24 protein-coding genes, 1 tRNA gene and 1 pseudogene are annotated in these 23,935 nt (G+C 62.1%); 16 read left to right on the top strand and 10 right to left on the bottom strand.

The window, feature by feature from the left end; all coding sequences use genetic code 11:
• Window positions 1–232: 232 nt before the first annotated feature.
• Both FFI87_RS12990 and FFI87_RS12985 read left to right on the top strand, forming a co-directional pair.
• Window positions 233–1,006 carry an SDR family oxidoreductase gene (locus FFI87_RS12990; protein ID WP_138847288.1) on the top strand — a complete coding sequence of 258 codons (774 nt, stop codon included), beginning with the start codon at window positions 233–235 and terminating at the stop codon, window positions 1,004–1,006.
• A gap of 175 nt (window positions 1,007–1,181) precedes the next feature.
• Window positions 1,182–2,111: a LysR family transcriptional regulator gene (locus tag FFI87_RS12985; RefSeq protein ID WP_138847289.1), complete on the top strand. Its 930-nt coding sequence runs from the start codon at window positions 1,182–1,184 to the stop codon at window positions 2,109–2,111.
• 83 nt (window positions 2,112–2,194) lie between these two features.
• Here the strand turns inward: FFI87_RS12985 and FFI87_RS12980 are convergent, their stop codons facing one another.
• On the bottom strand, window positions 2,195–3,091 hold the full coding sequence (locus tag FFI87_RS12980; protein WP_138847290.1) for a LysR family transcriptional regulator: 897 nt from the start codon (window positions 3,089–3,091) through the stop codon (window positions 2,195–2,197).
• A gap of 103 nt (window positions 3,092–3,194) precedes the next feature.
• On the opposite strand from FFI87_RS12980, the gene FFI87_RS12975 reads away from it, so the two are divergent.
• Window positions 3,195–4,085 (top strand): alpha/beta fold hydrolase, encoded by an 891-nt coding sequence (locus FFI87_RS12975; RefSeq protein WP_138847291.1) that lies wholly within the window; start codon window positions 3,195–3,197, stop codon window positions 4,083–4,085.
• 40 nt (window positions 4,086–4,125) lie between these two features.
• Here the strand turns inward: FFI87_RS12975 and FFI87_RS12970 are convergent.
• A pseudogene (locus tag FFI87_RS12970) lies at window positions 4,126–4,257 on the bottom strand (SDR family NAD(P)-dependent oxidoreductase); the annotation flags it as partial.
• A gap of 76 nt (window positions 4,258–4,333) precedes the next feature.
• A complete protein-coding gene (locus FFI87_RS12965) occupies window positions 4,334–5,071 on the bottom strand; it encodes an SDR family oxidoreductase (RefSeq protein ID WP_138847292.1) in 738 nt (245 codons plus the stop codon).
• A 117-nt stretch (window positions 5,072–5,188) separates the two neighbouring features.
• On the opposite strand from FFI87_RS12965, the gene FFI87_RS12960 reads away from it, so the two are divergent.
• A complete protein-coding gene (locus tag FFI87_RS12960; protein WP_138847293.1) occupies window positions 5,189–6,091 on the top strand; it encodes a LysR family transcriptional regulator in 903 nt (300 codons plus the stop codon).
• A 206-nt stretch (window positions 6,092–6,297) separates the two neighbouring features.
• Here the strand turns inward: FFI87_RS12960 and FFI87_RS34835 are convergent, their stop codons facing one another.
• The 3 genes from FFI87_RS34835 to FFI87_RS12950 form a co-directional block, all read right to left on the bottom strand.
• The gene (locus FFI87_RS34835; protein WP_012364494.1) at window positions 6,298–6,423 is read right to left on the bottom strand and encodes a hypothetical protein; all 126 of its coding nucleotides are present in this window, start codon (window positions 6,421–6,423) and stop codon (window positions 6,298–6,300) included.
• A gap of 62 nt (window positions 6,424–6,485) precedes the next feature.
• Window positions 6,486–6,884 carry a hypothetical protein gene (locus FFI87_RS12955; RefSeq protein WP_138847294.1) on the bottom strand — a complete coding sequence of 133 codons (399 nt, stop codon included), beginning with the start codon at window positions 6,882–6,884 and terminating at the stop codon, window positions 6,486–6,488.
• A gap of 130 nt (window positions 6,885–7,014) precedes the next feature.
• The gene (locus tag FFI87_RS12950; RefSeq protein WP_012364492.1) at window positions 7,015–7,572 is read right to left on the bottom strand and encodes a hypothetical protein; all 558 of its coding nucleotides are present in this window, start codon (window positions 7,570–7,572) and stop codon (window positions 7,015–7,017) included.
• 1,677 nt (window positions 7,573–9,249) lie between these two features.
• Between FFI87_RS12950 and FFI87_RS12940 the strand changes: the two genes are divergently transcribed.
• Window positions 9,250–9,942 (top strand): FRG domain-containing protein, encoded by a 693-nt coding sequence (locus FFI87_RS12940; protein WP_081469718.1) that lies wholly within the window; start codon window positions 9,250–9,252, stop codon window positions 9,940–9,942.
• 202 nt (window positions 9,943–10,144) lie between these two features.
• On the opposite strand, the gene FFI87_RS12935 is transcribed toward FFI87_RS12940, so the two are convergent.
• On the bottom strand, window positions 10,145–10,720 hold the full coding sequence (locus tag FFI87_RS12935; RefSeq protein WP_010114312.1) for a recombinase family protein: 576 nt from the start codon (window positions 10,718–10,720) through the stop codon (window positions 10,145–10,147).
• A 413-nt stretch (window positions 10,721–11,133) separates the two neighbouring features.
• On the opposite strand from FFI87_RS12935, the gene FFI87_RS12930 reads away from it, so the two are divergent.
• From FFI87_RS12930 to FFI87_RS12880, 11 genes are all read left to right on the top strand, one after another.
• Complete coding sequence (locus FFI87_RS12930) at window positions 11,134–11,634, top strand: DUF4365 domain-containing protein (RefSeq protein WP_138847295.1); 501 nt, start codon at window positions 11,134–11,136, stop codon at window positions 11,632–11,634.
• The gene (locus tag FFI87_RS12925) at window positions 11,631–12,755 is read left to right on the top strand and encodes a hypothetical protein (protein ID WP_138847296.1); all 1,125 of its coding nucleotides are present in this window, start codon (window positions 11,631–11,633) and stop codon (window positions 12,753–12,755) included. The genes FFI87_RS12930 and FFI87_RS12925 overlap by 4 nt, the downstream gene beginning before the upstream one ends.
• 48 nt (window positions 12,756–12,803) lie before the next feature.
• On the top strand, window positions 12,804–14,453 hold the full coding sequence (locus FFI87_RS12920; protein ID WP_138847297.1) for an RNA-directed DNA polymerase: 1,650 nt from the start codon (window positions 12,804–12,806) through the stop codon (window positions 14,451–14,453).
• A gap of 511 nt (window positions 14,454–14,964) precedes the next feature.
• Complete coding sequence (locus FFI87_RS34830; RefSeq protein ID WP_261378256.1) at window positions 14,965–15,276, top strand: helix-turn-helix transcriptional regulator; 312 nt, start codon at window positions 14,965–14,967, stop codon at window positions 15,274–15,276.
• Complete coding sequence (locus FFI87_RS12910; RefSeq protein ID WP_138847298.1) at window positions 15,273–15,797, top strand: hypothetical protein; 525 nt, start codon at window positions 15,273–15,275, stop codon at window positions 15,795–15,797. Before FFI87_RS34830 ends, FFI87_RS12910 begins: the two co-directional genes overlap by 4 nt.
• Window positions 15,798–16,124: 327 nt before the next feature.
• On the top strand, window positions 16,125–16,301 hold the full coding sequence (locus tag FFI87_RS12905) for a hypothetical protein (RefSeq protein ID WP_063598016.1): 177 nt from the start codon (window positions 16,125–16,127) through the stop codon (window positions 16,299–16,301).
• Entirely contained in the window at window positions 16,294–16,596 is a 303-nt protein-coding gene (locus FFI87_RS12900) for a hypothetical protein (RefSeq protein ID WP_138847299.1), read from the top strand. Before FFI87_RS12905 ends, FFI87_RS12900 begins: the two co-directional genes overlap by 8 nt.
• Window positions 16,589–16,801: a hypothetical protein gene (locus FFI87_RS12895; RefSeq protein WP_138847300.1), complete on the top strand. Its 213-nt coding sequence runs from the start codon at window positions 16,589–16,591 to the stop codon at window positions 16,799–16,801. Before FFI87_RS12900 ends, FFI87_RS12895 begins: the two co-directional genes overlap by 8 nt.
• The gene (locus FFI87_RS12890) at window positions 16,794–17,141 is read left to right on the top strand and encodes a hypothetical protein (RefSeq protein WP_138847301.1); all 348 of its coding nucleotides are present in this window, start codon (window positions 16,794–16,796) and stop codon (window positions 17,139–17,141) included. The genes FFI87_RS12895 and FFI87_RS12890 overlap by 8 nt, the downstream gene beginning before the upstream one ends.
• Window positions 17,142–17,151: 10 nt before the next feature.
• A complete protein-coding gene (locus tag FFI87_RS12885; RefSeq protein ID WP_138847302.1) occupies window positions 17,152–17,478 on the top strand; it encodes a hypothetical protein in 327 nt (108 codons plus the stop codon).
• A 123-nt stretch (window positions 17,479–17,601) separates the two neighbouring features.
• The gene (locus FFI87_RS12880) at window positions 17,602–20,454 is read left to right on the top strand and encodes a DUF927 domain-containing protein (protein WP_186381701.1); all 2,853 of its coding nucleotides are present in this window, start codon (window positions 17,602–17,604) and stop codon (window positions 20,452–20,454) included.
• Between the two features lie 616 nt (window positions 20,455–21,070).
• Here FFI87_RS12880 and FFI87_RS12875 read toward each other — a convergent pair.
• The 3 genes from FFI87_RS12875 to FFI87_RS12865 all read right to left on the bottom strand — a co-directional run bounded on the left by FFI87_RS12875 (window position 21,071) and on the right by FFI87_RS12865 (window position 23,797).
• Entirely contained in the window at window positions 21,071–22,285 is a 1,215-nt protein-coding gene (locus FFI87_RS12875) for a tyrosine-type recombinase/integrase (protein WP_138847304.1), read from the bottom strand.
• Window positions 22,286–22,457: 172 nt separating this feature from the next.
• Window positions 22,458–22,542, bottom strand: a tRNA-Leu gene (locus FFI87_RS12870).
• A gap of 97 nt (window positions 22,543–22,639) precedes the next feature.
• On the bottom strand, window positions 22,640–23,797 hold the full coding sequence (locus tag FFI87_RS12865) for an ABC transporter substrate-binding protein (RefSeq protein ID WP_138847305.1): 1,158 nt from the start codon (window positions 23,795–23,797) through the stop codon (window positions 22,640–22,642).
• Window positions 23,798–23,935 lie beyond the last annotated feature (138 nt).

The raw sequence follows: 23,935 nt of genomic DNA, 5'->3' as shown, positions 1-23,935 counted from the left end.
GTTCGTTCTTCACGGAAAGTCATGCCATTCGATTCGCTGCTGTTCGGCCGGCAGGCCGCCGCCAACGTGCCGCGTCGAGCAGATCGAGTGGCCGCCGTCAGTGCGGCAGCTCACCATTCCAGCCGAATGATTGGATCGTTTTTCTGGATAATTCATCCAGCCGTGCCCGGCTGACCGTCGCGTCCTGCGTGCCTACACTCGTAGCTTCATTCAACGTTGAAAGGAGTCAACCGTGGCGACTCACACGCTCGCAGACAAGGTCGTCCTGATCGCAGGCGGCGCCAAGAATCTCGGTGGCCTGATCGCCCGGGACCTGGCTGGCCACGGCGCGAAGGCGGTGGCGATTCACTACAACAGCGCGGCGTCGCAGGCGCAGGCCGAAGAGACGGCTGCCGCCGTGCGCGCGGCCGGCGCGCAAGCCGCGACGTTCCAGGCCGACCTGACGACGGCCACTGCAGTCGAGAAACTGTTTGACGACGCGAAGCAGCGCTTCGGCAAGATCGACATCGCGATCAATACCGTCGGCAAGGTGCTGAAGAAGCCGTTCACCGACATCTCCGAGGCCGAATACGACGAGATGTTCGCGGTGAACAGCAAGTCGGCGTTCTTCTTCATCAAGGAGGCGGGGCGGCACCTCGAGGATCACGGCAAGCTCGTCACGCTCGTGACGTCGCTGCTCGGCGCGTTCACGCCGTTCTATGCGGCCTACGAAGGGTCGAAGGCGCCGGTCGAGCACTTCACGCGCGCCGCGTCGAAGGAGTACGGCGCGCGCGGCATCTCGGTGACGGCGGTCGGGCCGGGGCCGATGGACACGCCGTTCTTCTATCCGGCCGAAGGCGCCGACGCGGTCGCGTATCACAAGACGGCGGCCGCGCTGTCGCCGTTCAGCAAGACGGGCCTCACCGACATCGAGGACGTCGTGCCGTTCATCCGTCATCTCGTGACCGACGGCTGGTGGATCACCGGCCAGACGATCCTGATCAACGGCGGTTATACGACCAAGTAATGGGCCGCGCCGGCGGTCGCCGCGTGCGCGCGGCCGCCCGCAATGGACCTTTTGCATGGACAATGGACGGGCGCGCGGGCACGAAGCCGCGCGCCCGCTTTTCCTGTGCCGCCGGGCTCGGCCGCGCCATGCGGCGGGTGCCGGCGACGGTCGTCCGAACTTACGTTTTGCTCCGATGGACAAGCTGGACCAGGTCAGAATCTTCCTTCAGGTTGCCGAGATGGGCAGCTTCATCAAGGCCGCGCATGCGCTCGACGTGCCGCGCGCGACCGTGTCGGCCGCTGTCCAGCAACTCGAGACGGCGCTCGGCACGCGCCTGTTGCACCGCACGACGCGGCAGGTCCAGCTGACCGCCGACGGCGCGCTGCTGCTCGAGCGCGGCCGGCGCCTGCTCGCGGAAGCCGACGAACTTGACCGGCTGTTCCGGCGTCGCGATCGCGACGTGGTCGGGCGGCTGAACGTCGATGCGCCGAGCCGGATCGCGCGCCGCGTGATCGCGCCGGCACTGCCGTCGCTGTTTCGCCGCCACCCAAAGCTGCAACTGTCGCTCGGCTCGACGGACCGCACGATCGATCTCGTGCAGGAGGGCGTCGACTGCGCGATCCGGGTCGGGCGGCTCGCGGACAGCAGCCTCGTCGTGCGGCCGCTCGGGCAGTTCGCGCTGATCAACTGCGCGAGCCCCGACTACCTGCGCGAATGCGGCGTGCCCGAGCATCCCGATGCGCTCGCGCACGGACATTGGGCGATCGGCTATGCGTCGCCGACGACCGGGCGCGAACTCGGCTGGGAATACTGCGCGGATGGCGGGCAGCACACGCTGGCGCTGCCGAGCCGCGTGATCGTCAACAACGCCGAAACGTATATCGCGAGCTGCATCGCCGGGATGGGGCTGATCCAGATTCCGCGCTTCGACGTCGTGCACCTGCTCGACAGCGGTGCGCTGGTCGAGGTGATGCCCGGCCATCGCGCCGCGCCGATGGACGTGTCGGCCGTGTATCCGCATCGCCGGCACCGGTCGCGGCGGCTCAACGCGTTCATCGAGTGGTTCGGGGAGTTGATGGCGGATGCGCTGAACGACACGGGCGCGGCCGCGCGCGGCGACTGAAGGGGCGCCGCGCTCGCGTGCGCCGACCGCGATCGGCAGGTGCGAGAGACCTGCGAAGGGCGTCGCGGCCGCGGCGTGCGGGTTCAGCCGGGCGGGGCGGCGAACTGCCGGCTGCGCCCGGTGGCCCGCACCGCGTCGATCAGCGCGGCTGCCGCACCGTCGCGCTTCGACGCGAACGCATGAAAGCGCGCGGCCGGCAGTGCCGGCAGGCCTTCGTCGGGCCCGCATGCGCGCAGGCCGTCGCGCAACTGGCTGCGCGCGAGTGCCGTGACCGCGAAGCCGGCGAGCGCGGCCGATACGCACCCGGCCATGCTGCCGCTTTCGAACAGCACGCGAAACGGCCGCAGCGCGGCGGCGAGCGCGGACACCGCGGCTTCCCGATACACGCACGGCTCCGGAAACAGCGCGAGCGGCACGTCGCCGTCGGCGTTAAGCGCCGTATCCGACGCGAACGCCCACACGAGCGGTTCTTCCCACAGCAGTTCGCCCGGTGCGTCGACCTGCCGGCATTGCTTGCCGAACACGACGTCGAGCCGGCCCAGCGCTTGCTCGCGCAACAGCGACGCGGTGATCCCGACCTTCAGCTCGATCGACGTGCGCGGATGGTTGTCGCGGAACGTGCGCAACACCTGCGGCAGCCACGTGCCCGCGAAGTCCTCCGACGCGCCGACGCGCAGCCGGCCATGCGCGGGCGCGCCGCGCAGCCGCGCACGCACCTCGCGCTCCATGTCGACGATGTTGCGCGCATACGCGTACAGCGTGTCGCCGGCCGGCGTGAGTGCGACGCGGCGCGTGGTGCGCGCGAGCAGCACCGTGCCGGCCGCCTGCTCGAGCCGCTTGATATGGCCGCTGACCGCGGACGGCGTCAGCGCGAGGCGCTCCGCGGCGGGCGCGAAGCCGCGGCTGTCGACGACTTCGAGGAAGGTGCGCAACAGCGCGATGTCGAGCGCGGTCGACGCGCGATCAGTCGTCGGTTCCATGGTCGATTCAACGTGATATTCAAAGAATGGATCATGATACGCCGCGAATCGTGATGAGAGGCGGCTCTATCATCGACCTTCAGACGCCTCACCGGAGTGCACGATGACCGCTTATCGATTCGCGACGACCGCGTCGCTCGAACTCGCCTATCTCGAATGGAATCCGCGCGGCGAACGCGTGGCCGTGTTGCTGCACGGCTGGCCGGACAGCCCGGTCGGCTGGGAGACGGTCGCGCAGGCGCTGGCTGTCCGCGGCTACCGCGTGCTCGCGCCCGCGCTGCGCGGCTTCGCGCCGACCCGTTTTCGCGATACGACGGTGCCGCGCAGCGGCCAGCTCGCGGCGCTCGGGCGCGACCTGCTGGAATTCGTCGACGTGCTCGGCCTTAAGCGGCCCGTGCTGGTCGGACACGACTGGGGCGCCCGCGCGGTCGCGAACGCGTGCGGGCTGCGCGACGGCGTCGCGTCGCACCTGGTGATGCTGTCGGTCGGCTACGGCACCAACGATCCCGCGCAGCCGCTGTCGCTGCAGCAGGCGCGCAATTACTGGTATCACTGGTTCATGGCGACGCCGCGCGGCGAACAGGCGTTGCGCGACGATCGGCGCGCGTTCGCACGCCTGATGTGGGATACGTGGTCGCCGCCGGGCTGGTATCGCGATGTGGAATTCGACGCGGCTGCCACGGCGTTCGACGGGCCCGACTGGATCGAGGTCGTGCTGCATTCGTACCGGCAGCGGTGGGGCTTCGCGCCCGGCACGCCGGCCTATGCGGACGACGACGCGCGGCTGAACCCGGCGCCGCGGCTGTCGGTGCCGACGCTCGTGCTGCATGGCGGCGCGGATGCGTGCAACCACCCGGACAGCTCGGCCGGGCGCGAGCGGTTCTTCACGAGGCGCTACGCGCGACAGTTGCTGGACGGCGTGGGGCACTTTCCGCAGCGGGAGGCGCCGGCCGCGGTCGCGCAGGCAATCCTCCGGTTCTGCGAGCGAGACTGACGCGCGCCGGCCGGCCCGGCGCTCGGCGCGATCAGTTGCCGACGCGCGGCGCATTGCGGCCGGCGCTCTCGCGCATCGACGCATAGACCGTATGGCCGGCGCGGGCGAGTGCCTGGGCCGTCAGCAGGCCGAAGCCGCTGGACGCGCCCGTGACGAGAATGAATGCCTTCATGATCGATCTCCTGCAAGCGGGTGGGAGCGGGCCACGGCGGGCGGCCCTTGCGTGGTGCGCGCGGTTGCTGCGGCGGTCAGCACATGCCGCCGTTGGCGCGCAGGATCTGGCCGTTGACCCACGCGCCGTCGGGGCCGGCGAGGAACGCGACGACGCCGGCGATGTCCGCGGGCTGGCCCAGCCGCTCGAGCGGGTTCATCTTCGCCAGGCGATCGACCTGCTCGGGGCTCTTGCCCTCGAGGAACAGCTCGGTCGCGACCGGTCCCGGCGCGACGGCGTTCACGCTTATGCCGCGGCCGCGCATTTCCTGCGCGAGGACCTGCGTCAGTCCCTCGACGGCCGCCTTGGTCGCGACGTACACGCCGTAGGTGGGCAGACGCACGCCGACCATCGTCGAAGACAGGTTGACGATGCGGCCGCCGCTGCGCACGCGCTTTGCCGCCTCGCGGCTGACGTTGAAGGTGCCTTTGAGGTTGATCGCGACGGTCTGGTCGAACGTCGTGTCGTCGTAGTCGGCGATTGCACCGAGCTTCATGACGCCCGCGCTGTTGACGACCACGTCGATGCGCCCGAACGCCTGCTCGGCCGCATCGAACAGCGCGGCCACCGCCGCGGGGTCGGCGATGTCCGCCTGTACCGCGATGGCCTCGCCGCCGTCGGCGGCGATCGCGTCGACCACTTCGCGCGCCGGGCCGGCGCCGCCGGCGTAGTTCACGACGACCCGGAAGCCGTCCCGGGCGAGCCGGCGGGCGATTTCCGCGCCGATGCCGCGCGACGAGCCCGTGACGAGGGCGACCTGTTTCGATGCGTTCATGTCCTGCTCCTTGGTTCGTGTGTGCCGGGCGATCCGGCGACAGGACTAATGTAGGCTTCCGCGGTCAATAAAAATAATGAATAATGATCAGATCAAGAATGACTGAAAGTATGTCTGATGGCATTCGACAGCAGGCTCCTCAGCGGTATCGGTGTGCTCTCGGCGGTGATCGAGGCCGGCACCTTCGCGCGCGCGGGCGAGGCGATGGGGTTGACGCAGCCGGCGGTGAGCCGCGCGGTCGCGCGGCTGGAAGAGCGCGTCGGCATCCGGATCTTCAACCGCACGGCGCGCGCGATCACGTTGACCGACGAAGGGCGGCGCTTCTACGAGGCGGTCGCGCCGCTGCTGGCCGGCATCGAGGAGGCGGCGGTCGACGCCGGCCGTTCCCGCGCTCGCGTCAGGGGACGGCTGCGGGTCAACGTGGACGGCACCTTCGGCCACTACGTGCTGGCGCCGAGGATGGCCGAATTCCTCGACCGCTTCCCCGAACTGTCCGTCGAGATAAGCGTGCGCGACCGGATGGGCGACCTCGTCGCCGACGGGTTCGACGTGGCGGTGCGTTTCGGCATTCCGGAGCCGTCGTCATACCGTGCGCGGCTGCTGCTGGAGACGCATGTGCTGACCTGCGCGTCGCCGGCCTATGTTGCGCGTCACGGCGAGCCGCGGCACCCGCGGGATCTCGCGGACGGCCACCGCTGCGTGCTGATTCGCGATCCGGTGACGGGCCGGCCGTACGGATGGGAATTCCATTGCGGCGACGAGGTGGTGCCGTTCGATGCCACCGGGCGGCTGACGGTCAACGATACGGGCGCGCTGCTCGGCGCATGCGTTGGCGGTGAGGGCGTCGCGCAGCTGCTGGAACTCTATGCGAGGGACATCCTCGCCGACGGGCGGCTGGTACAGTTGCTGCCGGAATGGGCGGACGAGACATTCCCGCTCTACGCGTATCACCATGCGTCGAATCTCGTTTCCGCAAAGGTGCGCGTGTTTCTCGACTTCGTGCGGGAATTGACGGGCTGAGGCGATGTGACAGGACGCGACGCGGTCGTGCGCTGGGAAGTGCGTCACGCGACAATCGGACAAGGCGAGCCGGCCAGATTAAACCCCGAGTATCGGGACGGAAGACCATAGCGGGGCATCGAGTGGCGTCAATTACCCATTACATCAACGCCACTCGCTTCTCTTCAGCTTTCTGCTACCTCAATCGGTACGATCGGACACGTCGGTCAACGTGCGCCGAACTTGTCGACGAAATCTCCTCCCGTGACCGCGACGAAGGCCAACGACGCCGAGCTATCACGAGACGCGAATGCCTGGAATCGCGCATCGTTTTTCAATGCTTCCTTGTTCATCCGGTTTTCCTCGGATAAGAATGCCGCGTGAATTTTGTTGAAGCGAAGTGCTTTCTCGACTGTTAAACCGGGGTCACGATAAAAGCTTGCATCCCGTCGCTTCCGACGATGACATCGTTTTCAACGGTGCGGTTCAGGAAGGCATTCGTCAGGCCGTTGACAGTGATCGGAAAACCATTGATGCTCGGGCCGAGCTGGGAAAGCCGGGCAGCGAGATGAGCATCCGGGAGGAGCAAAAAGGGATTGCCGGACTCCGGATTGGGAGGGCAACTGAGATACCGTTTGTCAAAACCATTTCCCGGGGAATTCAGCTGCAACGTCACCTTCTCGAATTCGTTACTGGTGACAGGGTTGCTGGTGTTCCATATCGACGGATTTTCGCTGAACGCCAATAGTCCGTTGCTGTCTACGGACAAATAGAGTGAAGGCGTTCCAGAATATTTGAGGGTAATGGCAGTCATTTCGTGTCCTGAATGGATGTCTTTCTATTGAACGGATCAGGGCGCCGTCGAAGTGACGCCCTGAGGGGTCGTCGGCTGGCCTCGGGCGTGTAGCGCGCGCCAGTGACGTAACGTCGTACCGCCGGCTGCTTCAGGCTTGCGTGAACACGCCGCTTCCGGAGCCCGTGAACTCGCCGTTGGCCTGTACCCCCGATCCGGAGACCAACACGGCCAGCAACCGCGGGCCTTCCGATATGGTCAGGGAAACCGAGCCGGAATTGATCGATAGCGTGAACGAAAGCGAAACGCCGATCAGTTTGGCGGCGTCGGGAACTATCCCCTGCATGTAGATGTTGGAAAGGTCGATATTCGTTCCCGCCCCTGTAGCGTGCCCAGCGAGCGTCACCTGGATCCCTTGATTGGGCTGGGGGCCGATATTGGCACGTGACGAACTGATACAGACCGTTTCGTTATTAGGCCCGCCACCGCTGCCGCAACCCTCGAAGGAAAAATATCCGCAGATATACAGCCGGGATCCGCAACCACACAAGGATTGCGGATGCACGCTCTGGTCAAAGGCAGTCTTTAGTTCCGGCTTCTTGGCGACCAGTGCTTGTCTGTTCTTGATCGCGACATCGTAGGCCGCCTGCGATTTCTTGTCGAGTTCGGCAATCTGATCCGGCGTCACATCTGTAAGCGTTTCACTCATTTTAACGACCTCTATGATCTTAATGTCGCGATGAAGGTATTGCGCCTCGCTCGGTCGGCCGTTTTTCGTTTATTGCGCAATATCTACAGACTGGATGGAAATTGCCGACCTGCGATCTCGTATGTGAATGTCCTATAGGGCTGCGTCGTTTTGCAAAAAACGTCCCGGCCACTCCGGAATGAATCGAGAATGGAGCTCGATTAAGCAAGGGTGTGTCTGGCTCTATTTGTTTCTATACGGGGCGCCTGAAACATAACGTGATCTGAGTTTATTGCTTGGCATAAATTCGGCAAGCTGACAAATCCTACAGGATCATTGTGAATATTTGTTAAATGAGGTTCTGCAAATATTTAACGTTGAAATTTGGCTGCGCAATAAAACAAAATATGCCGTCAAGCAAACATCGGATTTATATGTTTGTGGTAATCGCCTGATGGCTGGGGGCAATTGACCGGCTGGCCTATTTGTATTCCGATACGTGGGCGATCCCCGAAGTGACGGCTTTTGCTTCAGCGGTGTTTCATTGCTGCTGCCGTACGTTACCCGTGCGTTCTTCCGGGGGGCCAGCATGCGAGTTCGAAGCTCGAGGGGGCGGCGCACCGCACGTATTAGCCGGTCGAGCAGGAACGGGAGCAGGCCGGCGAACCCGCTGTTGGCCACTGGACGAAGCGCGAAAAGAAAAAGCCCCGGTCATCACTGACACGGGGCTCTGTTCCGGCAGACTCTTCGGCGCGTCTTGTCGCTCGGAAGATGTTTGCTGCTTCGGTCTTCTACAGCCCTCCGGGGGGAAGGCGCTGCGCAAGTTTTCGATTCTCTTGCGCTTTTCTTCTGGTGCCAGGGCCGGAATGAAATAATTCTCTGTGATGCCGGTAGTGTAAGGGCATTGCTTGTTGGGTGTTGCTGAGTTGCCCCCAGAGTTGCCCCCCGCGCTTCTGGCAGCCGCAGAATTCATATCGCTCTGCTGCGTGTGCCGTTCGGGCGAGGTCGTTCAGAAGATACCGACGGGCGTATCGGCGTAGGCTCGATCAGTCGAAGGCCCGTGCCGTGCGGAACGTTGCTGTGCCGCCGGAAGCAAAAATATTTGGAGATTTGGAGATAGACGGTTGTATCGGCCTGTAAGCCTTGTCTGGTAAGGCTGTGGTCATCTCCAAGTCTATCTCCAAAGTACACATTTTCTTGGAGATAAAGTTGGAGACAGGCTGCTTAGCCATGGGGCCCGTACGACGACGTTGAGAGTTGCCCCGCCTTCTGGAACGCTGCGCGCAAAGAACGCCCCGCGCGCCCACACCCCCGAGCCGCCGTCACGCTAGAAAGCTACTTTGCAACCGTCGCATCACGTCAGTGATTGGCACGAGCAAGTGCGGCATAATCGCGACAAGATTGGTGATTCGGGGGCTGAGATGCGCAAGTCCAGACCTGATCTCTCAGTCGGATGCAGATCAGGTCTGAGATTACGTGGACGTCACCTCATCAAGGGCCGTGATCGACCCATTACCGCCGCTCGTCACGAGCGGACCTCTATGGCGGCTTCCAAAGTACAGCGGCCCTCGATCGCGACATCGAAAGCGCAGCGCATAAAGTCGAAGATAGAACGTAAACTCAAGTTTCCCGTAGAAACTGTCGTTAGCTGAAATGGCAGAAGGTCAGTGATAATAGGTCGATACTGAACAAATTCCTATGGCAATGATTTCAACTTTCGAGCAGTTGCACGCCGCATTCGATGCGTACCGGTCTGACAAGCGCTGGATTTTCCGAGGGCATGCCAAAGCAGATTGGCCGCTGATCCCGAAGGCCGGCCGAGAGCCGTACCAGCAGATAGACGATAAAGTCGTATTTCAGTCATGGCGCCGGCAGGCTGTCGCCTACATTACTTCACGACCTCAAGACGATTGGGAATGGCTTGCCGTTGGGCAGCATCATGGCCTCGCCACTCGTCTCCTAGACTGGTCGCTCAATCCGCTCGTAGCATGCTACTTCGCTGTGCGTGAACAGCAACCGGGCGATGCGATCGTTTACGCAGCGAAATTTCAATGGACAGTTCCTCCAGAGACCGAAAGTAGTCCCCACAAGTTCTCAGATTTGGCAGTATTTCGAACTCATCGGATCGCCGAACGCATAACGAGTCAAAGTGGAGCATTTACGATACATCCCGACCCTAAGTTGCCAATTCGAGCGGACTCCAAGGGTGTTCTGGGTCTGGACGAAATTCGGATCTCAGAGGGGTTCAGAAATACGTTGCGTAGCCAGTTGTCATATTACGGATTCAATGATGCAACATTGTTTCCGGGGCTTGATGGAGTATCAAGTCACATCAATTGGACGATCGAAGCCAAGGAATACTGGAAACAATTGTCGCCTTCGGTGATATAAAACCGCCCCATAGACAAAGGTCGATAGCGCGACGCCGGCACTCGACGATCGAGTGACCGCTTGCGGAGTTCAGCAGCCGTCTCAATGTCTTGGCGGCGCATCGAATGACGGTCTCCTTCTGGCCGAACTCAGCCAGACAACCTGTCTGCTTGGTCCGCTGAGTCGGGCTCTAGCAGGGCGTGAGTTGAACGACGCGCGCCGCTTAGACTGCGTCGCGTACCCGCATGATCGTCTGGCGGCTCGTGCCAAATCGCCGAGCAAGTGCGGCCACGCTTGCCCCCGCGTCCAACTCGCGCAGCACGTCCGCCCGCTGCTCGTTTGACAGGGCGGACGGCCGCCCCATCGCCTTGCCTTCCGCCTTCGCGCGAGCGATACCGGCGTGCGTGCGCTCAATCAACAGATCCCGCTCGAATTCGGCCACCGCGTTCAACACCTGCATCGTCATCCGGCCGGCCGCGCTAGTCAGATCGACGCCGCCCAGGGCGAGACAATGAACCCGGATACCGCGTTCGGCCAATCCCTCGACTGTGGCCCGCACGTCCATCGCATTGCGGCCGAGTCGGTCGAGCTTCGTCACGATCAACACGTCGCCTTCTTCCATCTTGACGAGCAACTGCGCAAACCCCGGCCGCTGATCGGCGCTTACGCTCCCCGAAATGCTTTCCGACACAACGCGGCGCTTGTCGACCGAGAAGCCGGCCGCCTCGATCTCTCGTAACTGGTTCGCGGTGGTCTGGTCGGACGTACTGACACGGGCATAGGCAAAGGTTCGGGACATATCGGGCACTCAATCTGTACGAAATGGACGTCCGAATGTAAGGCAATGTCCAAAACATTTCAACCCTTATTTACGGACAGGGCAAAATGCCCCTGTCCGCAAGGGATCGGTTTTGGACAGGCGCATTTGATTGGAGGCCGATTGCCTTCTGGTCGTTCGCTGGGACAGACAGGAAGGTCCCACTAACAACCGACCCGTTGCGGTCCTTCGAGGTGTGACGCCCATCAGCCGCTTTGCAGCGATCGCGGTCGATCGAACTTCTTCACTGGACTTCCGCTGCTGGCCAATGACCTGCCGTTCGAGCCTCCTGTTCCAACGACCTCCAAGGAGAAAGCCGGTCGCGAATGCCGAGGGTTTCGGCGGCGGGAAACCATGCTACTGTGCGACCATATAAAAAATGAATACACGCGCGCATGGACCCGCAGAAGCAGAAGGAGGAGTTCAACTACGCCTACGTATGCGCGCTCGCCGCGCATGCAGGACTGAACCGTACCTCGTCATCCGTTGACGACGACAGCATTGATGTTGCTTTCAAGAGTAAGGGGTACCACGGGCACCTTGTTCGCAGCCCGCAAATCGAGTTTCAGCTCAAGTGCACCTCGCAAGATTTTGTCGATGGTGAAGTGATCAAGTTCCCACTTCCCCGCAAGAACTACGACGACCTCCGGGGCTCTGACTTCGCCTCCCCGCGCTATCTCGCGGTACTGCTTGTACCTGAAGATGTTGAGCACTGGATCGGCCACAACGACGAGCACATAGAGCTTCACAAAAACTGCTACTGGCTTTCGCTGCGCGACTACGAGCCGACCGACAACATGTACACGGTGACGGTCTCGATTCCGTTGAATCAACGGCTAACGACCGAGACCCTAAAGGCTATGATGGATCGCGCTAGCGAGGGGGAGTGGCTATGACTAGCTCCGATCGCCGCCTGGACCGTGAGGTGTCCTCCTACCAGCTAAGGGCATACCTAGAACACAAGCAGTGGTTCGAAGACGGGAAGATTCGCAACGTCGCAACGACCTGGCACCGGCAGGACAATGAAGACGCCGAGGTGGTCCTGCCGTTCTCGTACGTCAAGGACTACCGTCAGCGGATTCGGGACGCTCTCGCGTCGATCGCGTCCTTTGAAGGACGCGCAGTCCATGAGGTCCTGAACGAAGTCAAACGGCTGTTCGCGAATGTCATCACTATTCGTGTGGTGCATGACGACACGAACGACGGAACGATCCCCATCAACGACGGCGTTCTCCTGATCGCAAAGGCTAAGGATCTTTTGTCTGCGGCAGCGCGGTCGCTTTACGCGAAGCGGAAGCAATTCACCCGAGGTGCTCCAAAGGAGGCGAAGGAATACCTTGAGACGCTGTTGCTAGGGCAGACCGAGATTGGTAGTTATGTCGTCAATGTTATCGCTCCAGTGCAGATGGTTGGCGATGGGTCAAATAACGTGACCACGATCCCGCTCGCGCAAGCAATCACTTCGAACCTAGTCGCCGGCCTGAGTGCTCTAGAGAAGGCGACTGCGACCTACGAAGAGAAGGGCGACCTCGGCGCTTTTGACGAGGCTGTTCTCGCTGGTGCAAGTTCTAACATGTGCGATGCGTTGCTAGGCTTCAGCGGTGAAAAGCACAACCGGAACTTCGAGATTACAGTGACGGCAGCTCCAAGCCCACTCTTCGAGACCGAGCCAGCAAAGTTTATGTTCGATGGCAGGTACGTTGAGGCGTTGGAAAAGGCGACGGACTACTACAAGGGCGATTACATCCTTCCCGAGCGCAGGCTGACCGGCTACATCACTAAGCTGAGCAGGCCGAAGGACGAAACGTCAGGCACGATCACCATCGACTCAACCGTTGGTGACGTCGAGCGCAAGGTGCAAGTCGAGCTGATGGGCGATGACTATCATCAGGCAGTCGTGGCGCACGACAACTCGAAGATGGTTCGGGTTGAAGGTGACGTGCACATCAAGAGCAAGTCCGCCCAATTGTTGAACCCGAAGAACTTTGGGGTTATCGAGATCGAGGACCTCCTGTAGGCGAGCGCCGGCAAGCGTTCATCGACGTAGCCTCAGTCCGCATCCCGTATGCTGTCGGTCGATAAGTCTGATCTGCCTTGGATACTCGACAAAAGAATTGTCACAAATAGGGTCCTCAAAGCCATGAACCTAGATGACGCCTGCAGTCTTAGCATTGAGCACCTAGCGGTTCATGGCTCCAGCGATATCACGCGAGAAACGTTGGAAACGACGTTAATCAAGGCGCACAAGGCGGATATTATTAGCGAAGTCCGCGCAAAAGTTCGCAGGGGAAATGTATATGACATGGGCTTCAAGCCTGTTCAGCACATCTTAACCCCAAAAAATCGATATGTCTTTGATTATCGAAAGGCCGCAATAATTGATCCGTTATGTTTGGCGAAATATACTGCCATCGTACTTCAGGCCGCAGAAGAGATAGAGCGGGCTAGAATTCCGGTTGCAGACAAAATCGTTTACTCGGCAAGATTCGCGCCGAATGAGGGAACACTTTTCGATAAGAGCATTGGCTATGGCGATTGGCGGGAGCGGGTCAAAGAACTAGCGAACGAGGATGCCTGTACATACGTTGTCCAATGCGATATTGCGTCATTCTATGATCGCATTAACATTCATCGCGTCGAGTCGACTCTCTTGGATGTCGGGGTTGATCAGCAAATTGTCACCGCATTAAATAGCTTGCTACTCCTTTGGTCAAAGAAAGATAGCTACGGAATACCGGTTGGTAATGCGGCAAGTCGGATAATTGCGGAGGCCGCCCTTATCGACGTTGATAGATATCTCATCGATGAAGGCGTTAAGTTTGTTCGCTACGTTGACGATTTTCGAATTTTCGCACCAAACCTCATTACTGCGCAGCGCTGGATGAACCTGCTTACAACGCGCCTCTTTCGTGACGGGTTGATGTTGAACACAGGGAAGACAAAACTCTATCTGTCTGAAAAGAATGAGGAGGCTACCGCGACTCAGCCTGATGACAGCCCAGAGGCAATCATCAAGAAAGTAACGAAATTGACGGGGGGCTACAATCGAATCGCGCGAACGTTCATAATGCCGGCCAGCGATAAATATGATGCATTCAAAAAAATTGATATCCCCCACGAAATCAACTCACTCAAAGCCAACGGAATACCGGAATTTTCCGGCATCCAAAAGCTGATTATTGCCTGCCTAATACAGCAGAACTTTGATTTTTTGGAGCAAGTGGCGATATTGTGCGGGGACTATCTTTATTCGCTGGAGTACTTCGTCGATATGTTGTTAAAAAATAGTGACGTTATTCCTCAGGGAAACAAAGAAAATATAACCAATTACTACTCGCAACTGGTCCTATCATCTGGCTTTGGCTCGCTTGAGTGGCATCAAGCAACGCTGGCGAAGCTGCTCTCCAGCGATGGATATTTTCGAAAACCTGCACTCATTCACATCGTAAGAGTTCCCAACAAGGACAGTGTTACGTACCCCTCGATGATCGCCCTGGAAGGATTAAAGGGGCGATTGACAAGGGAGGAGTTCCGGACAATCCGCGAATGGTTCGACCGATGCGACGAGTGGGAAAAGCGCAGAATAATCGGTGCCTCAATTGCTCTTCCGGACGATGAGCGGCGGGCGTGGGGGCGCGCGATCAAGCCGATGCTTCAGGCGGACTTCTTGGCTACGAAAATGGCGGATGACATCATTCGCGGTCAAGCGCCTTAAACCCGCCTTGGGGTTAGTCGAAATATGCCGTATTTGGATTCTATGCGTCGATCAGGTGCCGCAATCTCCCCAAGATACAGCTAAAGAAACAGCTCCTTTGACGGCATCACGCGCGGACAGTATTTGCGCGAATGTCCGTTAGCGAACGCCGACCGTAGATGGCCAAACGGTGACACCATGTATTGCGGTCTTGGATAATCCGAGACGAATCTTTTATGGGGGCAGACCTTTCGATATAATGGCGGCACTTGTTGGTACCTAATCGAACACGGCTCTAGGGATCTGTGGGCGATGCAAGGAAAAAAGGCGAGGAATGCTCAATCGTTGAGCATATTTCGTCGAGCTGACGAGAGGGTGCCGGGGGTGTGCTACCAACACATCCCACCGGCGATTTTTTGGCTTGGCTGCCTGTTCCATAATTGGGGGAACGACAAGAGCCATCGCGCCTAGGAAACGCATAGCTCTTGTTAGGACGAATGATACCGCGCGCGGCGCGCCGTGCAAAGTAACTTTGCAAGATTACTTTGTGCGTCTTCCGCGAACTTCATTGCGCCCGTACTTTGATAGTACGGCGCGGTTTATTGCCGCCGCTTTCCTCCTTCTTGCGGAACAGGCCATTTCTGAACAGAAAATGGCTCTTAAGATTCTTCGACTTATTGGTGTGCTGGATTGCGTCGGCGTCAAGAAAACAACGCTGTATCGCTGGATTCGTGAAGGCAAGTTTCCAGCGCCGGTCCAGTTAGGTGCTCGTAGCGTCGGCTGGCGCGCGAACGACGTCCAGCAATGGGTTGAATCCCGTCAGTCCACACGGGGGCAGGCATGAGCGCGCATGCCCCGCTGATCAGTCGCGGCGGCCCGTATGGTCGTGCGATGGGCGCGGCCGTCACGGCCCGCGACGCCGCGTTCGTGCGTTGCCGCGACGCCCGACTCCGCAAGCTCGCAGGAATCCTCGATGACATCGAGGGCTGCTTCTGGAACCGTGGCGACGACGCCGGGAAGCTCGTAGCGATCGCCGTCACGCTCGCCTCGACGCTCGCGCTCGAAGCCCCGCACCTGACGACAAAGCAACTTGGCACCGCCTGCGAGAAGTTCGTCCAGGCGATCGTCGCTGCTGAACAGGATTCGACGAACTATCGTCGTCGGCAGTATCGACAGCTGCGGAAAGCCTATCGTGCGCTTTACAACGACATCGATGCGCAGTGCACGGACGTGACGCGCCGCTTGGAAGTCAGCGCCATGCTGCGGGGCGTCGCGCTCGGTCAATCACTGGCGCAGGGCAGCTCGCAACTGGATATCGAACAGCTCAAGCTGGCAACCGCCGTACTCAAGGGGGAGGCCGCCTGATGCTTGCTCAAAGTCACTTTGTACTCGGCAATGCGCGGCGACGGGGGCACGATTTGCTTCGTCTGGCACCACGCGGTATCCTATGCGCGTCGCTGAAACAGCAGCGGCCCGGGATTTGCAGCCCGGAAAATGTCGGCGGACGGCCGCGAATGAGCGGCTTTTTTACGTCCGTGTGCCTTTGCACGCCTTTTCAATGGGTGGGCGATGGTGGGGAGGCTTCGGCCTGCCGGTGCCGACGTTCCGGTCTGCAAACCCTGCTATTCGCCCGCCCACCCCAATTTGCAGTGGGGCGCGGGCTTCCGAAACGCCAACGTCGGAGGTCGCATCTTGCGCCAGCCCTCGCACGCCCGTACCGGGCAGCAATCCCACCTCATTCAATCCATCGTCCGTACAGCACTGCGCGACGCGGCAACCGCCAGCACGTATCAAGATGCGCTCGACGCGACCGGTGCAGCACTGGCCGCGATCGCGGCGCTCGTCCGTGCGGAGGTGCGTCATGGCTGACCTGCGCTGCAAGATTGGCGATCTGGCGATCGTCACGAAATGCGATGCGCGCTCGCGCATCGGCATGCTGGTCGAGGTGGCATCGGCTTGTCCGACGCCCGATCACGATTGGCGCGTGCGGATCTTGGGCGGCCCCGTCACGGGGCGCAGCGTCCACGACCGGCGGTTCGGCGAATTCACGCATGCAGCCGTCCACGACTGGAACCTCACGCCGATTCGCGGCGAAGCGGAGCTGGATTGCACGATCGACGTCGGGCAACTCCTCACGTCGATTCTGGAGGTGCGCCATGTCTGAATTCCGCCTTCCGAACGAAGTCGCGATGATTGCCATGTGTGCGGCCCATCAATTCGCCCAACTCGAAGCGCTGTTTGATGCTGTCCGCTCGCATCTTGCGGAGGGCACTTACGAGCGAGCACTCGTTGACATGGGGCAAAGCGTTGCGAGCCGCTATTCGGCCGAAATGCGCCGTACCGCGCAACCAGAGGTGTGCCATGACTGATCAGCGCATCCGAACCGCGGTTGTCGACGGATTCGACAACGCACCGCCGCTCGATACCGGCGCTCCGATCGAGCTGCAATTCGCCGTCGACCTTGGCGCGATCTGCGCCGACGCGTGGCTCGACCTGAAAGGCGACGTGCGCCTGCACGACTACGCGGCACATCAAGCCGCCGCGTTCGCACGCGGCATGGAAGCCGCCATGCAGGACGTAGGCGACGTCGACGCGCATCGCGTGACGATCAGCCGTCAAGCGTTCGCGGCCGGCCTGATGGGCCGCGTGCAACAGCACCTGTTCGCGGCCCTCGGCCTCGTCACGCGCGAACCGCGCACGACACACTAAGGGACCGGCCATGGCAAAGACGAACAAGAACGCCGTGCAACCGCTCGCGCCGCACTTCGTGGCCGAGGTGAACCGCCCCGATCGCAACCGAATCGGCACGCGGATCAGCGACGCCATGGAGCTGCTGGACAGCCTGCATTGGGCGGCCGACAAGGCCATGTCCGATGACGACTTCTGGCTTGTGCTGAGCCTGTTCCGCGCATCCCTGCCGTCGATCGGCGCGGCGCTGGAGGCGGCCAACGATGCCCTTGGCGAGTCGCGGCTCGGCCGCTACGTCTATAGCAACGACGTCACGGCCGGCGGTGCGGTTCTGTCGGTGCCTCGCGCGGCCGGCTGACGCTCCGCCGCTAGGCATCGCATCTTCAATTCTTCGCGCGTCGGGTAGCTGCTTGCCCGATATGGACTACTAATCGGAAGTGGACCGACGCGCGTCCAGTGGGAACCTATGAGTAACGCACCCATGTCCGAATTCGAGCGGGCGAGAGTCGCGCTCGGCTATGTCCCGCCCGACGACCGCGATACGTGGCGTCAGGTGGGGATGGCGCTCAAGGCCGAGTTTGACGAGGAGGGCTTTGCCCTCTGGAACGAATGGAGCCAAGGCGCGCAGAACTACAACGGCAAAGACGCGCGCGATGTGTGGAAGTCGTTCAAGGGCGGCAAGATCACCATCAACACGCTATTCCACTTCGCCAAACAAGGCGGCTTCGATCCGCGCGCGCATCGAGCGAAGCCGGTCGATCCAGCGGAACGCGAGCGGCAGAAGGCCGAACGCGCGGCTCGCGAGGCGGCCGAGCTGGCCGAACTGACCGAGAAGCAGCAAGCCGCGTCGGCGCTCGCTGAATCGATCTGGTCGGCGGCTGAGCCTGCGCCGGCCGATCACCCGTATCTTGTTCGCAAGCGCATCCCGGTCGACGCGCTGCGCATCTATCGCGGCGGCTTGTGCATCGGCACGGCCGCATGCGACGGCGCACTCGTCATCCCGGCGCGTGATGCGGACGGCAAGCTGTGGACGCTGGAATTCATCCTCACGGACGGCCAGAAGCGCTATCTGCCGAACGGCCGCAAGGCGGGCTGCTTCTCGCTGATCGGCGGCCCGGTGTCGTCGACGCTGCTGATTGGCGAGGGTTACGCCACGTGCGCGACGCTCGCGGCCGCGTCGGGCTATCCGGCCGCTGTCGCGTTCGACGCCGGCAACCTGCACGCCGTGGCGACGGCGCTACGCGGCCAGTATCCGGATGCGCGCATCGTCGTGTGCGCCGACGACGATCACACGACGAAGGGCAATCCGGGGGTAACGAAGGCCCGCGCGGCGGCCGAGGCCGTCGCCGGCATCGTCGCCGTGCCCGATTTCGGTCCGAACCGCCCGGCGGCCGGGACCGACTTTAACGACCTGGCTGCGCACGTCGGCCCGGATGCGGTGGCCGCCGCCGTGCGTGCTGCACTCGCGCCGGCCGGCTCGTCGGATGCCGGCAAGGCCAAGGCAGCACTGCCCGCCGCAAAGCCCGCCAAGCGTCCGAAAACAGCCCGCGCGCAGGACGGTAAGTCGCGGTTCGTCGTTGATGACAAGGGCGTGTGGTTTCACGGCTTCAACAATCAAGGCGATCCGCTTCCGCCGCATTGGGTCAGCACGCGTATCGACGTGATCGCGGAGACGCGAAACGAGATGAACAGCGAGTGGGGCTACCTGCTCGAATTCACGGACCGCGACGGCATCCTGAAACGGTGGGCGGTGCCGGCCGGCCTCTTTGCCGGCGACGGTACGGAGCTGCGCCGCATGCTGCTCGATATGGGCGTGAAGCTCGGCGTGACGCAGATCGCCCGCACGCAGATCGCGAACTATGTGCAGATGGCGCAGCCGGACGAGCGCGTGCGCTGCGTGCCGCGCGTCGGCTGGCATCACGGCGCGTTCGTGCTGCCCGATCGCGTCATCGGCACCGGCAAAGAAGCACTGATCTATCAGGCCGACACGCCGATCCAGAGCCAGTTCAAGGAGCGCGGCACGCTGGACGACTGGCAGCGCGAGGTCGCGGCCTACTGCGTCGGCAACAGCCGCCTGCTGTTCTGCGTCGCAACCGCCTTCGCTGGTCCGTTGCTGCACTTCTCCGGGCTTCAGTCGGGAGGTTTCCACTTGCTCGGCACGACGTCCAAGGGCAAGTCGACGGGCGGCGTCATCGCCGCGTCCGTGTTCGGCTCGCCCGACTACGTGCGGAGCTGGAAGGCAACCGACAATGCGCTCGAAGCCGTCGCCACGCAGCATAGCGACGCGCTGCTGATCCTCGACGAAATCGGACAGGTCGAGCCGCGCTTGGTCGGCGATGTGATTTACATGCTTGCGAACGAGTCGGGCAAGGCCCGCGCGTCGCGTAGCGGCTCGGCCAAGCCGGTTCTCACGTGGCGGCTGCTGTTCCTGTCGAACGGCGAAAAGAGCGTGTCCGCGCTGATGGCCGAGGGCAACAAGCCGATGAAAGGCGGTATCGAGGTGCGCTTGCCAGCGATCCCGGCCGAAGTCGGCGAAATGGGCGTCGTGGAGAAGCTGCACGGCTTCCCGACGCCGGCCGCGCTGATCGAGCATCTAGAGCGGCACGCAGGCATGCACTACGGCACGGCCGGCCCTGCGTTCATCGAGTGGGCGTCGTCGCAGGCCGGCGAGCTGGCCGAGCATCTGCGCATGCGCGTCGACGAGCTGGTCGGGCAATGGGTGCCGGACGGCTCGCATTCGCAGGTCGCGCGCGTCGCCAAGCGGTTCTGCCTCGTTGCGGTGGCCGGCGAGCTGGCGACGGCGCACGGGCTGACCGGCTGGCCGCAGGGCGAAGCGGTCGAGGCCGCGCGTCGCTGCTTCGAAGGCTGGCTCGAACTACGCGGCGGCACCGGCAATTCGGACGAGGCGGAAGCCGTGCGGCAGGTACAGCATTTCCTCGCCGCGCACGGCGACAACCGTTTCGTGTGGATGAACCGTGCGCAGGACGACCATCGGCCGAACGTGCCGCATCGAGCGGGCTTCAAGCAGCACGTGAAGCGCGACGAGCGGCGCACACCCATCGCATCCGATCGCGAGTATTACGCCGAGTTCGGCGGCAAGATGAGCGCCGACGATGCCGAAAGCGTCGAGACGGAATACCTGATCGAGGCGGCCGTATTCCGCAAGGACGTGTGCGCCGGCTTCGATCACAAGATCGTCGCCAAGGCACTGATGAAGCGGGGCGTGCTGATGCCGCGTAGTGACGGCTATCCGTACCGGCAGGAGTACATCCCCGGTCACGGCAAGTTCATGGTCTATCGCGTGTTGCCGTCCATCTTCACACTTGAGCTGTGAAATGCACCGCCGCCGTCCGGGAGGGCGGTGGCGGGCATTCCTTTGCGCGGCATTTTTGGCCTGCGCGTCAAAGTTACTTTGAGCGGTCCGCTCCAGATGGAACCGGGCCGGCGGCTGCCGCGAATCTTGCCGTAACCGTAACAATCCAGCCCGGTTTATCTCCAGTATCTCCAGCGTTCTCCAAATCGTTTGGAGACACGCGAGGCCTTACTCCATAAGGCTTTGCGGCCGATTCAGGCGTTTATCTCCAAATCTCCAACTCGTTTTGCACTGAGCGGACAGGCGTCGACCGACTGCATCGACCTTGAAGCCAAGCGGGGCGCGGATCTCCGGGATTCGAAGGGTGTCGGCAACGTGTTTTCGAGGGGGGTGTCCGCGATGCGCCCCGATCGGGCATTGTTGCGCCGGCCGCAAGTGTCGAGGCGGCCGGAAAGCGGGGGACCCTGCGTCCAGGGCAAAGACGCGGGGGCTCACACCCGCGTGTTTTTCCTACTCCCGGCCCGCCTAAGGGGGGTCATATTCATACCGAAGTGCAGGGGGGCGGCAGTGCAATGCCAACCCTGAGAAATCGGTGGGAGGCGCGCGGCAAGGGGGTCATACGTGTGGCGGCACGGGTCTATCTTGCCGCCGCGATCGGGATGATTTCCGCTCCGGCTTTGAGCTTGTCGAGGTAGTCCGCCCACTGTTGCATCATCGAACGTCGGGCCTTGATGAATTTTGTTCGGTTGTACGCCCGCCCAAGGCTGTCAGGGACGGTATGCGCTAGTTGGTGCTCGATCACTTCCGGCTTTTCCTCCAACTCTTCATGCAGGATCGTCCGTGCCATTGCCCGGAAGCCGTGACCGGTAATCTCGGTGCGTGTGTCGTAGCCAAGCCGACGAAGGGCTGCATTGATAGCGGCCTCGCTCATCGGCCGGTTTCGGTCGCGAGCACCGGGGAACACGTAGACGCCTTCGCCAGTCAGGGCGTGAAGCTCGCGCAGAATCGCAACCGCCTGTGTAGCCAGTGGAACAAGGTGATCCGTTTTCGTTTTGTTGACGAAATAGCGCCACTCGCCCCTGTCGAGCTCGAATTGTGACCACTGCGCCTTGCGTAATTCGCCGGGGCGGACGAACAGCATCGGGGCTAGTCTGAGCGCGCAGAGAACTGGGAATGTACCCGTGAAGCCGTCGAACGCGCGAAGCATCTCGCCAACTTTCTCGGGCTCGGTGATCGAGGCAAAGTGCGTTGTCTGGGCGGGCGGAATGGCATCTACCAAATCACGAGCTGGATCGGTCTTGCAGTGCCCCTCTTTGATGCCGTAGCGGAATACCCGGCTTATCTCGCTGCGGATGCGATGGGACGTAAATCTCGCTCCGCGCCCGTCTACGCGCTTCAGTACAACCAGTATCTCCGGGGCGTCGATTTCAGCGATAGGGCGCTTGCCGAGCCATGGGAATACATCGTTCTCCATGCGGGCGAGCGTCTTGTCATGCTGCGCTGGCTCTACAGTCGTCTTGCGCTCGTCCATCCAACCGCGAGCGACAACCTCAAACGAATTGGCGGCCGCGAGCAGGCTGGCTCTTTTTTCTGCCTTCTTCGCTTCACCCGGATCGATGCCGGCAGCGAGCTTTTCACGGGCTTCGTCGCGCTTCTTCCGTGCGGTCGCCAATGTAACTTCCGGGTAGACGCCGAGCGAGTAGCGTTTTTCCTTGCCCCCAAACCGGTATTTGAGGCGCCACCACTTGCCCCCGCTCGGGGCGATTTCTAGATAGAGGCCGCCTCCGTCGAACAGGCGCACGGGCTTGTCGGCAGGCTTGGCGTTCCGGATGGCTGTATCGGTTAATGGCACGGGGGCAACTCCTGACAGGTAAGGCAATTTCGGATGGGTTGCCCCCAATGTTGCCCCCGCTTGCCCCCGGCTGTCTACGCACCACACGGCACTTTGCCGGAATGAAAAAACCCGCGAAGCCTTGTGCTGTCGCGGGTTTTGGGACTTCCGGGAATTTCCCGGAACTATGTCATGGTGCCCAGGGCCGGAATCGAACCGGCACGCCTTGCGGCGGGGGATTTTGAGTCCCCTGCGTCTACCAATTTCACCACCTGGGCTTTTTGATCCTGGCCGCGCTGCGGTTGCGCGCGGCGAACGGCAGATTATGGCGGAAAACGGGGCGTCGGGCAAGATGCCCGGCGAGCCGTTCGCGCGTTACTGGCTCAGGTAGACGAACTGGCCATGCTTGACGATTCCCATCACGCTTGCGCGCTGATCGAGCCCGACGTGATCCTTGTCGCTGGTATTGACCACGCCGTTCGGCACGACGAGCTCGTTCGCGCGTTCGAGTTCGCGTCGCAGCGCCGCGCGGAAGGCGGGCGTGCCCGGCTGCGCGGTCTTCAGCGCGCGGCCGACCGCGTCCGACAGGCGCGGGTACACGCCGGCCGCGTCGCCCGCGAACTGCGTGACGGTGCCGGCGCCGTATTTCGCTTCATAGGCGTCGACGAATGCCAGCGCTGCCTTGCGCGCCGGATGATCGGCAGGCAACGTGCGCGCGACGACGACCGGCTGGGTCGGGAACAGCGTCCCGTCGACGTCCTTGCCGCCGAGCTTGATGAATTCCGGCGTTGCGATCCCGTGCGTCTGATAGATCGCGCCCTTGTAGCCGCGCTCGATCAACGTGCGTTGCGGCAGCACGGCCGGCGTGCCCGAGCCTGCGACCAGGATCGCATCGGGCTTCGCCGCGATCAGCTTCAGCGCCTGGCCGGTGACGCTCGCGTCGGTGCGGTTGAAGCGCTCGGTCGCGATCACGCGAATCTTGCGCACTTGCGCGAAGCGCGTGAATTCATTGAGCCAGCTGTCGCCGTAGCTGTCGGCGAAGCCGATGAAGCCGACGGTCTTCACGCCGTGATTGGCCATGTAGCGCGTCATCACGTCGGCCATCGCGCTGTCGCTCTGCGCCATCTTGAACGCCCAGGTCCGCGCGCCTTCCTGCGGCTCGACGATCGCGCCGGAGCCGACCAGCGTGATCATCGGCGTCTGCGCAGCCGCCACCGCGTCGAGCGCCGCGAGCGCGGCCGGCGTGATGTTCGGCCCGACCACGACGTCGACGTGATCCTCGTCGACCAGCTTGCGGATGTTGCGCACGGCGGTGCCCGGGTCCGACGCGTCGTCGAGCACCGTCACCTGCACCGGCTGCCCGGCGATCGTCTTCGGCCACATCAGGATCGCGTTCTTGCTGGTGATGCCGATCGCGGCGGCCGGGCCGGTGGACGACAGGTCGACGCCGACCTTCAGGTCGGCATGCGCGGCCATGCAGGCGAGCGCGAGGGCGGCGCCGGCGGCGCGGCGCAACAGGGCGGGAAGCGTCATGCGGGAATCTCCGTCGGGCAACGAAAAGGGGCGCGATATGCGCCCCTGTGGTTATACACGTACACGTCGCTTCGAGAAAACGCCGGCCGCCCCAGGGTGTTACTGATCCCCGCGGGGCGTCTGGCGCAAAGCGACCGG

The sequence above is a fragment of the Burkholderia sp. KBS0801 genome, from assembly GCF_005937855.2.
Lineage (GTDB): Bacteria > Pseudomonadota > Gammaproteobacteria > Burkholderiales > Burkholderiaceae > Burkholderia > Burkholderia ambifaria.
Note: the sequence above shows the minus strand (reverse complement) of the source record. Positions and strands in the feature narration are given on the sequence as shown.

Excerpts from the sequence above, each read along its gene's own strand:
- FFI87_RS12980 (WP_138847290.1), bottom strand. The coding sequence starts at position 3,091 with ATGGAACCGACGACTGATCGCGCGTCGACCGCGCTCGACATCGCGCTG.
- FFI87_RS12950 (WP_012364492.1), bottom strand. The coding sequence starts at position 7,572 with ATGAGTGAAACGCTTACAGATGTGACGCCGGATCAGATTGCCGAACTC.
- FFI87_RS12940 (WP_081469718.1), top strand. The coding sequence starts at position 9,250 with ATGGCAATGATTTCAACTTTCGAGCAGTTGCACGCCGCATTCGATGCG.
- FFI87_RS12910 (WP_138847298.1), top strand. The coding sequence starts at position 15,273 with ATGAGCGCGCATGCCCCGCTGATCAGTCGCGGCGGCCCGTATGGTCGT.
- FFI87_RS12890 (WP_138847301.1), top strand. The coding sequence starts at position 16,794 with ATGACTGATCAGCGCATCCGAACCGCGGTTGTCGACGGATTCGACAAC.
- FFI87_RS12985 (WP_138847289.1), top strand. The coding sequence starts at position 1,182 with ATGGACAAGCTGGACCAGGTCAGAATCTTCCTTCAGGTTGCCGAGATG.
- FFI87_RS12935 (WP_010114312.1), bottom strand. The coding sequence starts at position 10,720 with ATGTCCCGAACCTTTGCCTATGCCCGTGTCAGTACGTCCGACCAGACC.
- FFI87_RS12895 (WP_138847300.1), top strand. The coding sequence starts at position 16,589 with ATGTCTGAATTCCGCCTTCCGAACGAAGTCGCGATGATTGCCATGTGT.
- FFI87_RS12925 (WP_138847296.1), top strand. The coding sequence starts at position 11,631 with ATGACTAGCTCCGATCGCCGCCTGGACCGTGAGGTGTCCTCCTACCAG.
- FFI87_RS12955 (WP_138847294.1), bottom strand. The coding sequence starts at position 6,884 with ATGACTGCCATTACCCTCAAATATTCTGGAACGCCTTCACTCTATTTG.
- FFI87_RS12885 (WP_138847302.1), top strand. The coding sequence starts at position 17,152 with ATGGCAAAGACGAACAAGAACGCCGTGCAACCGCTCGCGCCGCACTTC.
- FFI87_RS12900 (WP_138847299.1), top strand. The coding sequence starts at position 16,294 with ATGGCTGACCTGCGCTGCAAGATTGGCGATCTGGCGATCGTCACGAAA.
- FFI87_RS12965 (WP_138847292.1), bottom strand. The coding sequence starts at position 5,071 with ATGAACGCATCGAAACAGGTCGCCCTCGTCACGGGCTCGTCGCGCGGC.
- FFI87_RS12865 (WP_138847305.1), bottom strand. The coding sequence starts at position 23,797 with ATGACGCTTCCCGCCCTGTTGCGCCGCGCCGCCGGCGCCGCCCTCGCG.
- FFI87_RS12930 (WP_138847295.1), top strand. The coding sequence starts at position 11,134 with ATGGACCCGCAGAAGCAGAAGGAGGAGTTCAACTACGCCTACGTATGC.
- FFI87_RS34835 (WP_012364494.1), bottom strand. The coding sequence starts at position 6,423 with ATGAACAAGGAAGCATTGAAAAACGATGCGCGATTCCAGGCATTCGCG.
- FFI87_RS12880 (WP_186381701.1), top strand. The coding sequence starts at position 17,602 with ATGTCCGAATTCGAGCGGGCGAGAGTCGCGCTCGGCTATGTCCCGCCC.
- FFI87_RS12975 (WP_138847291.1), top strand. The coding sequence starts at position 3,195 with ATGACCGCTTATCGATTCGCGACGACCGCGTCGCTCGAACTCGCCTAT.
- FFI87_RS12960 (WP_138847293.1), top strand. The coding sequence starts at position 5,189 with ATGGCATTCGACAGCAGGCTCCTCAGCGGTATCGGTGTGCTCTCGGCG.
- FFI87_RS12920 (WP_138847297.1), top strand. The coding sequence starts at position 12,804 with ATGCTGTCGGTCGATAAGTCTGATCTGCCTTGGATACTCGACAAAAGA.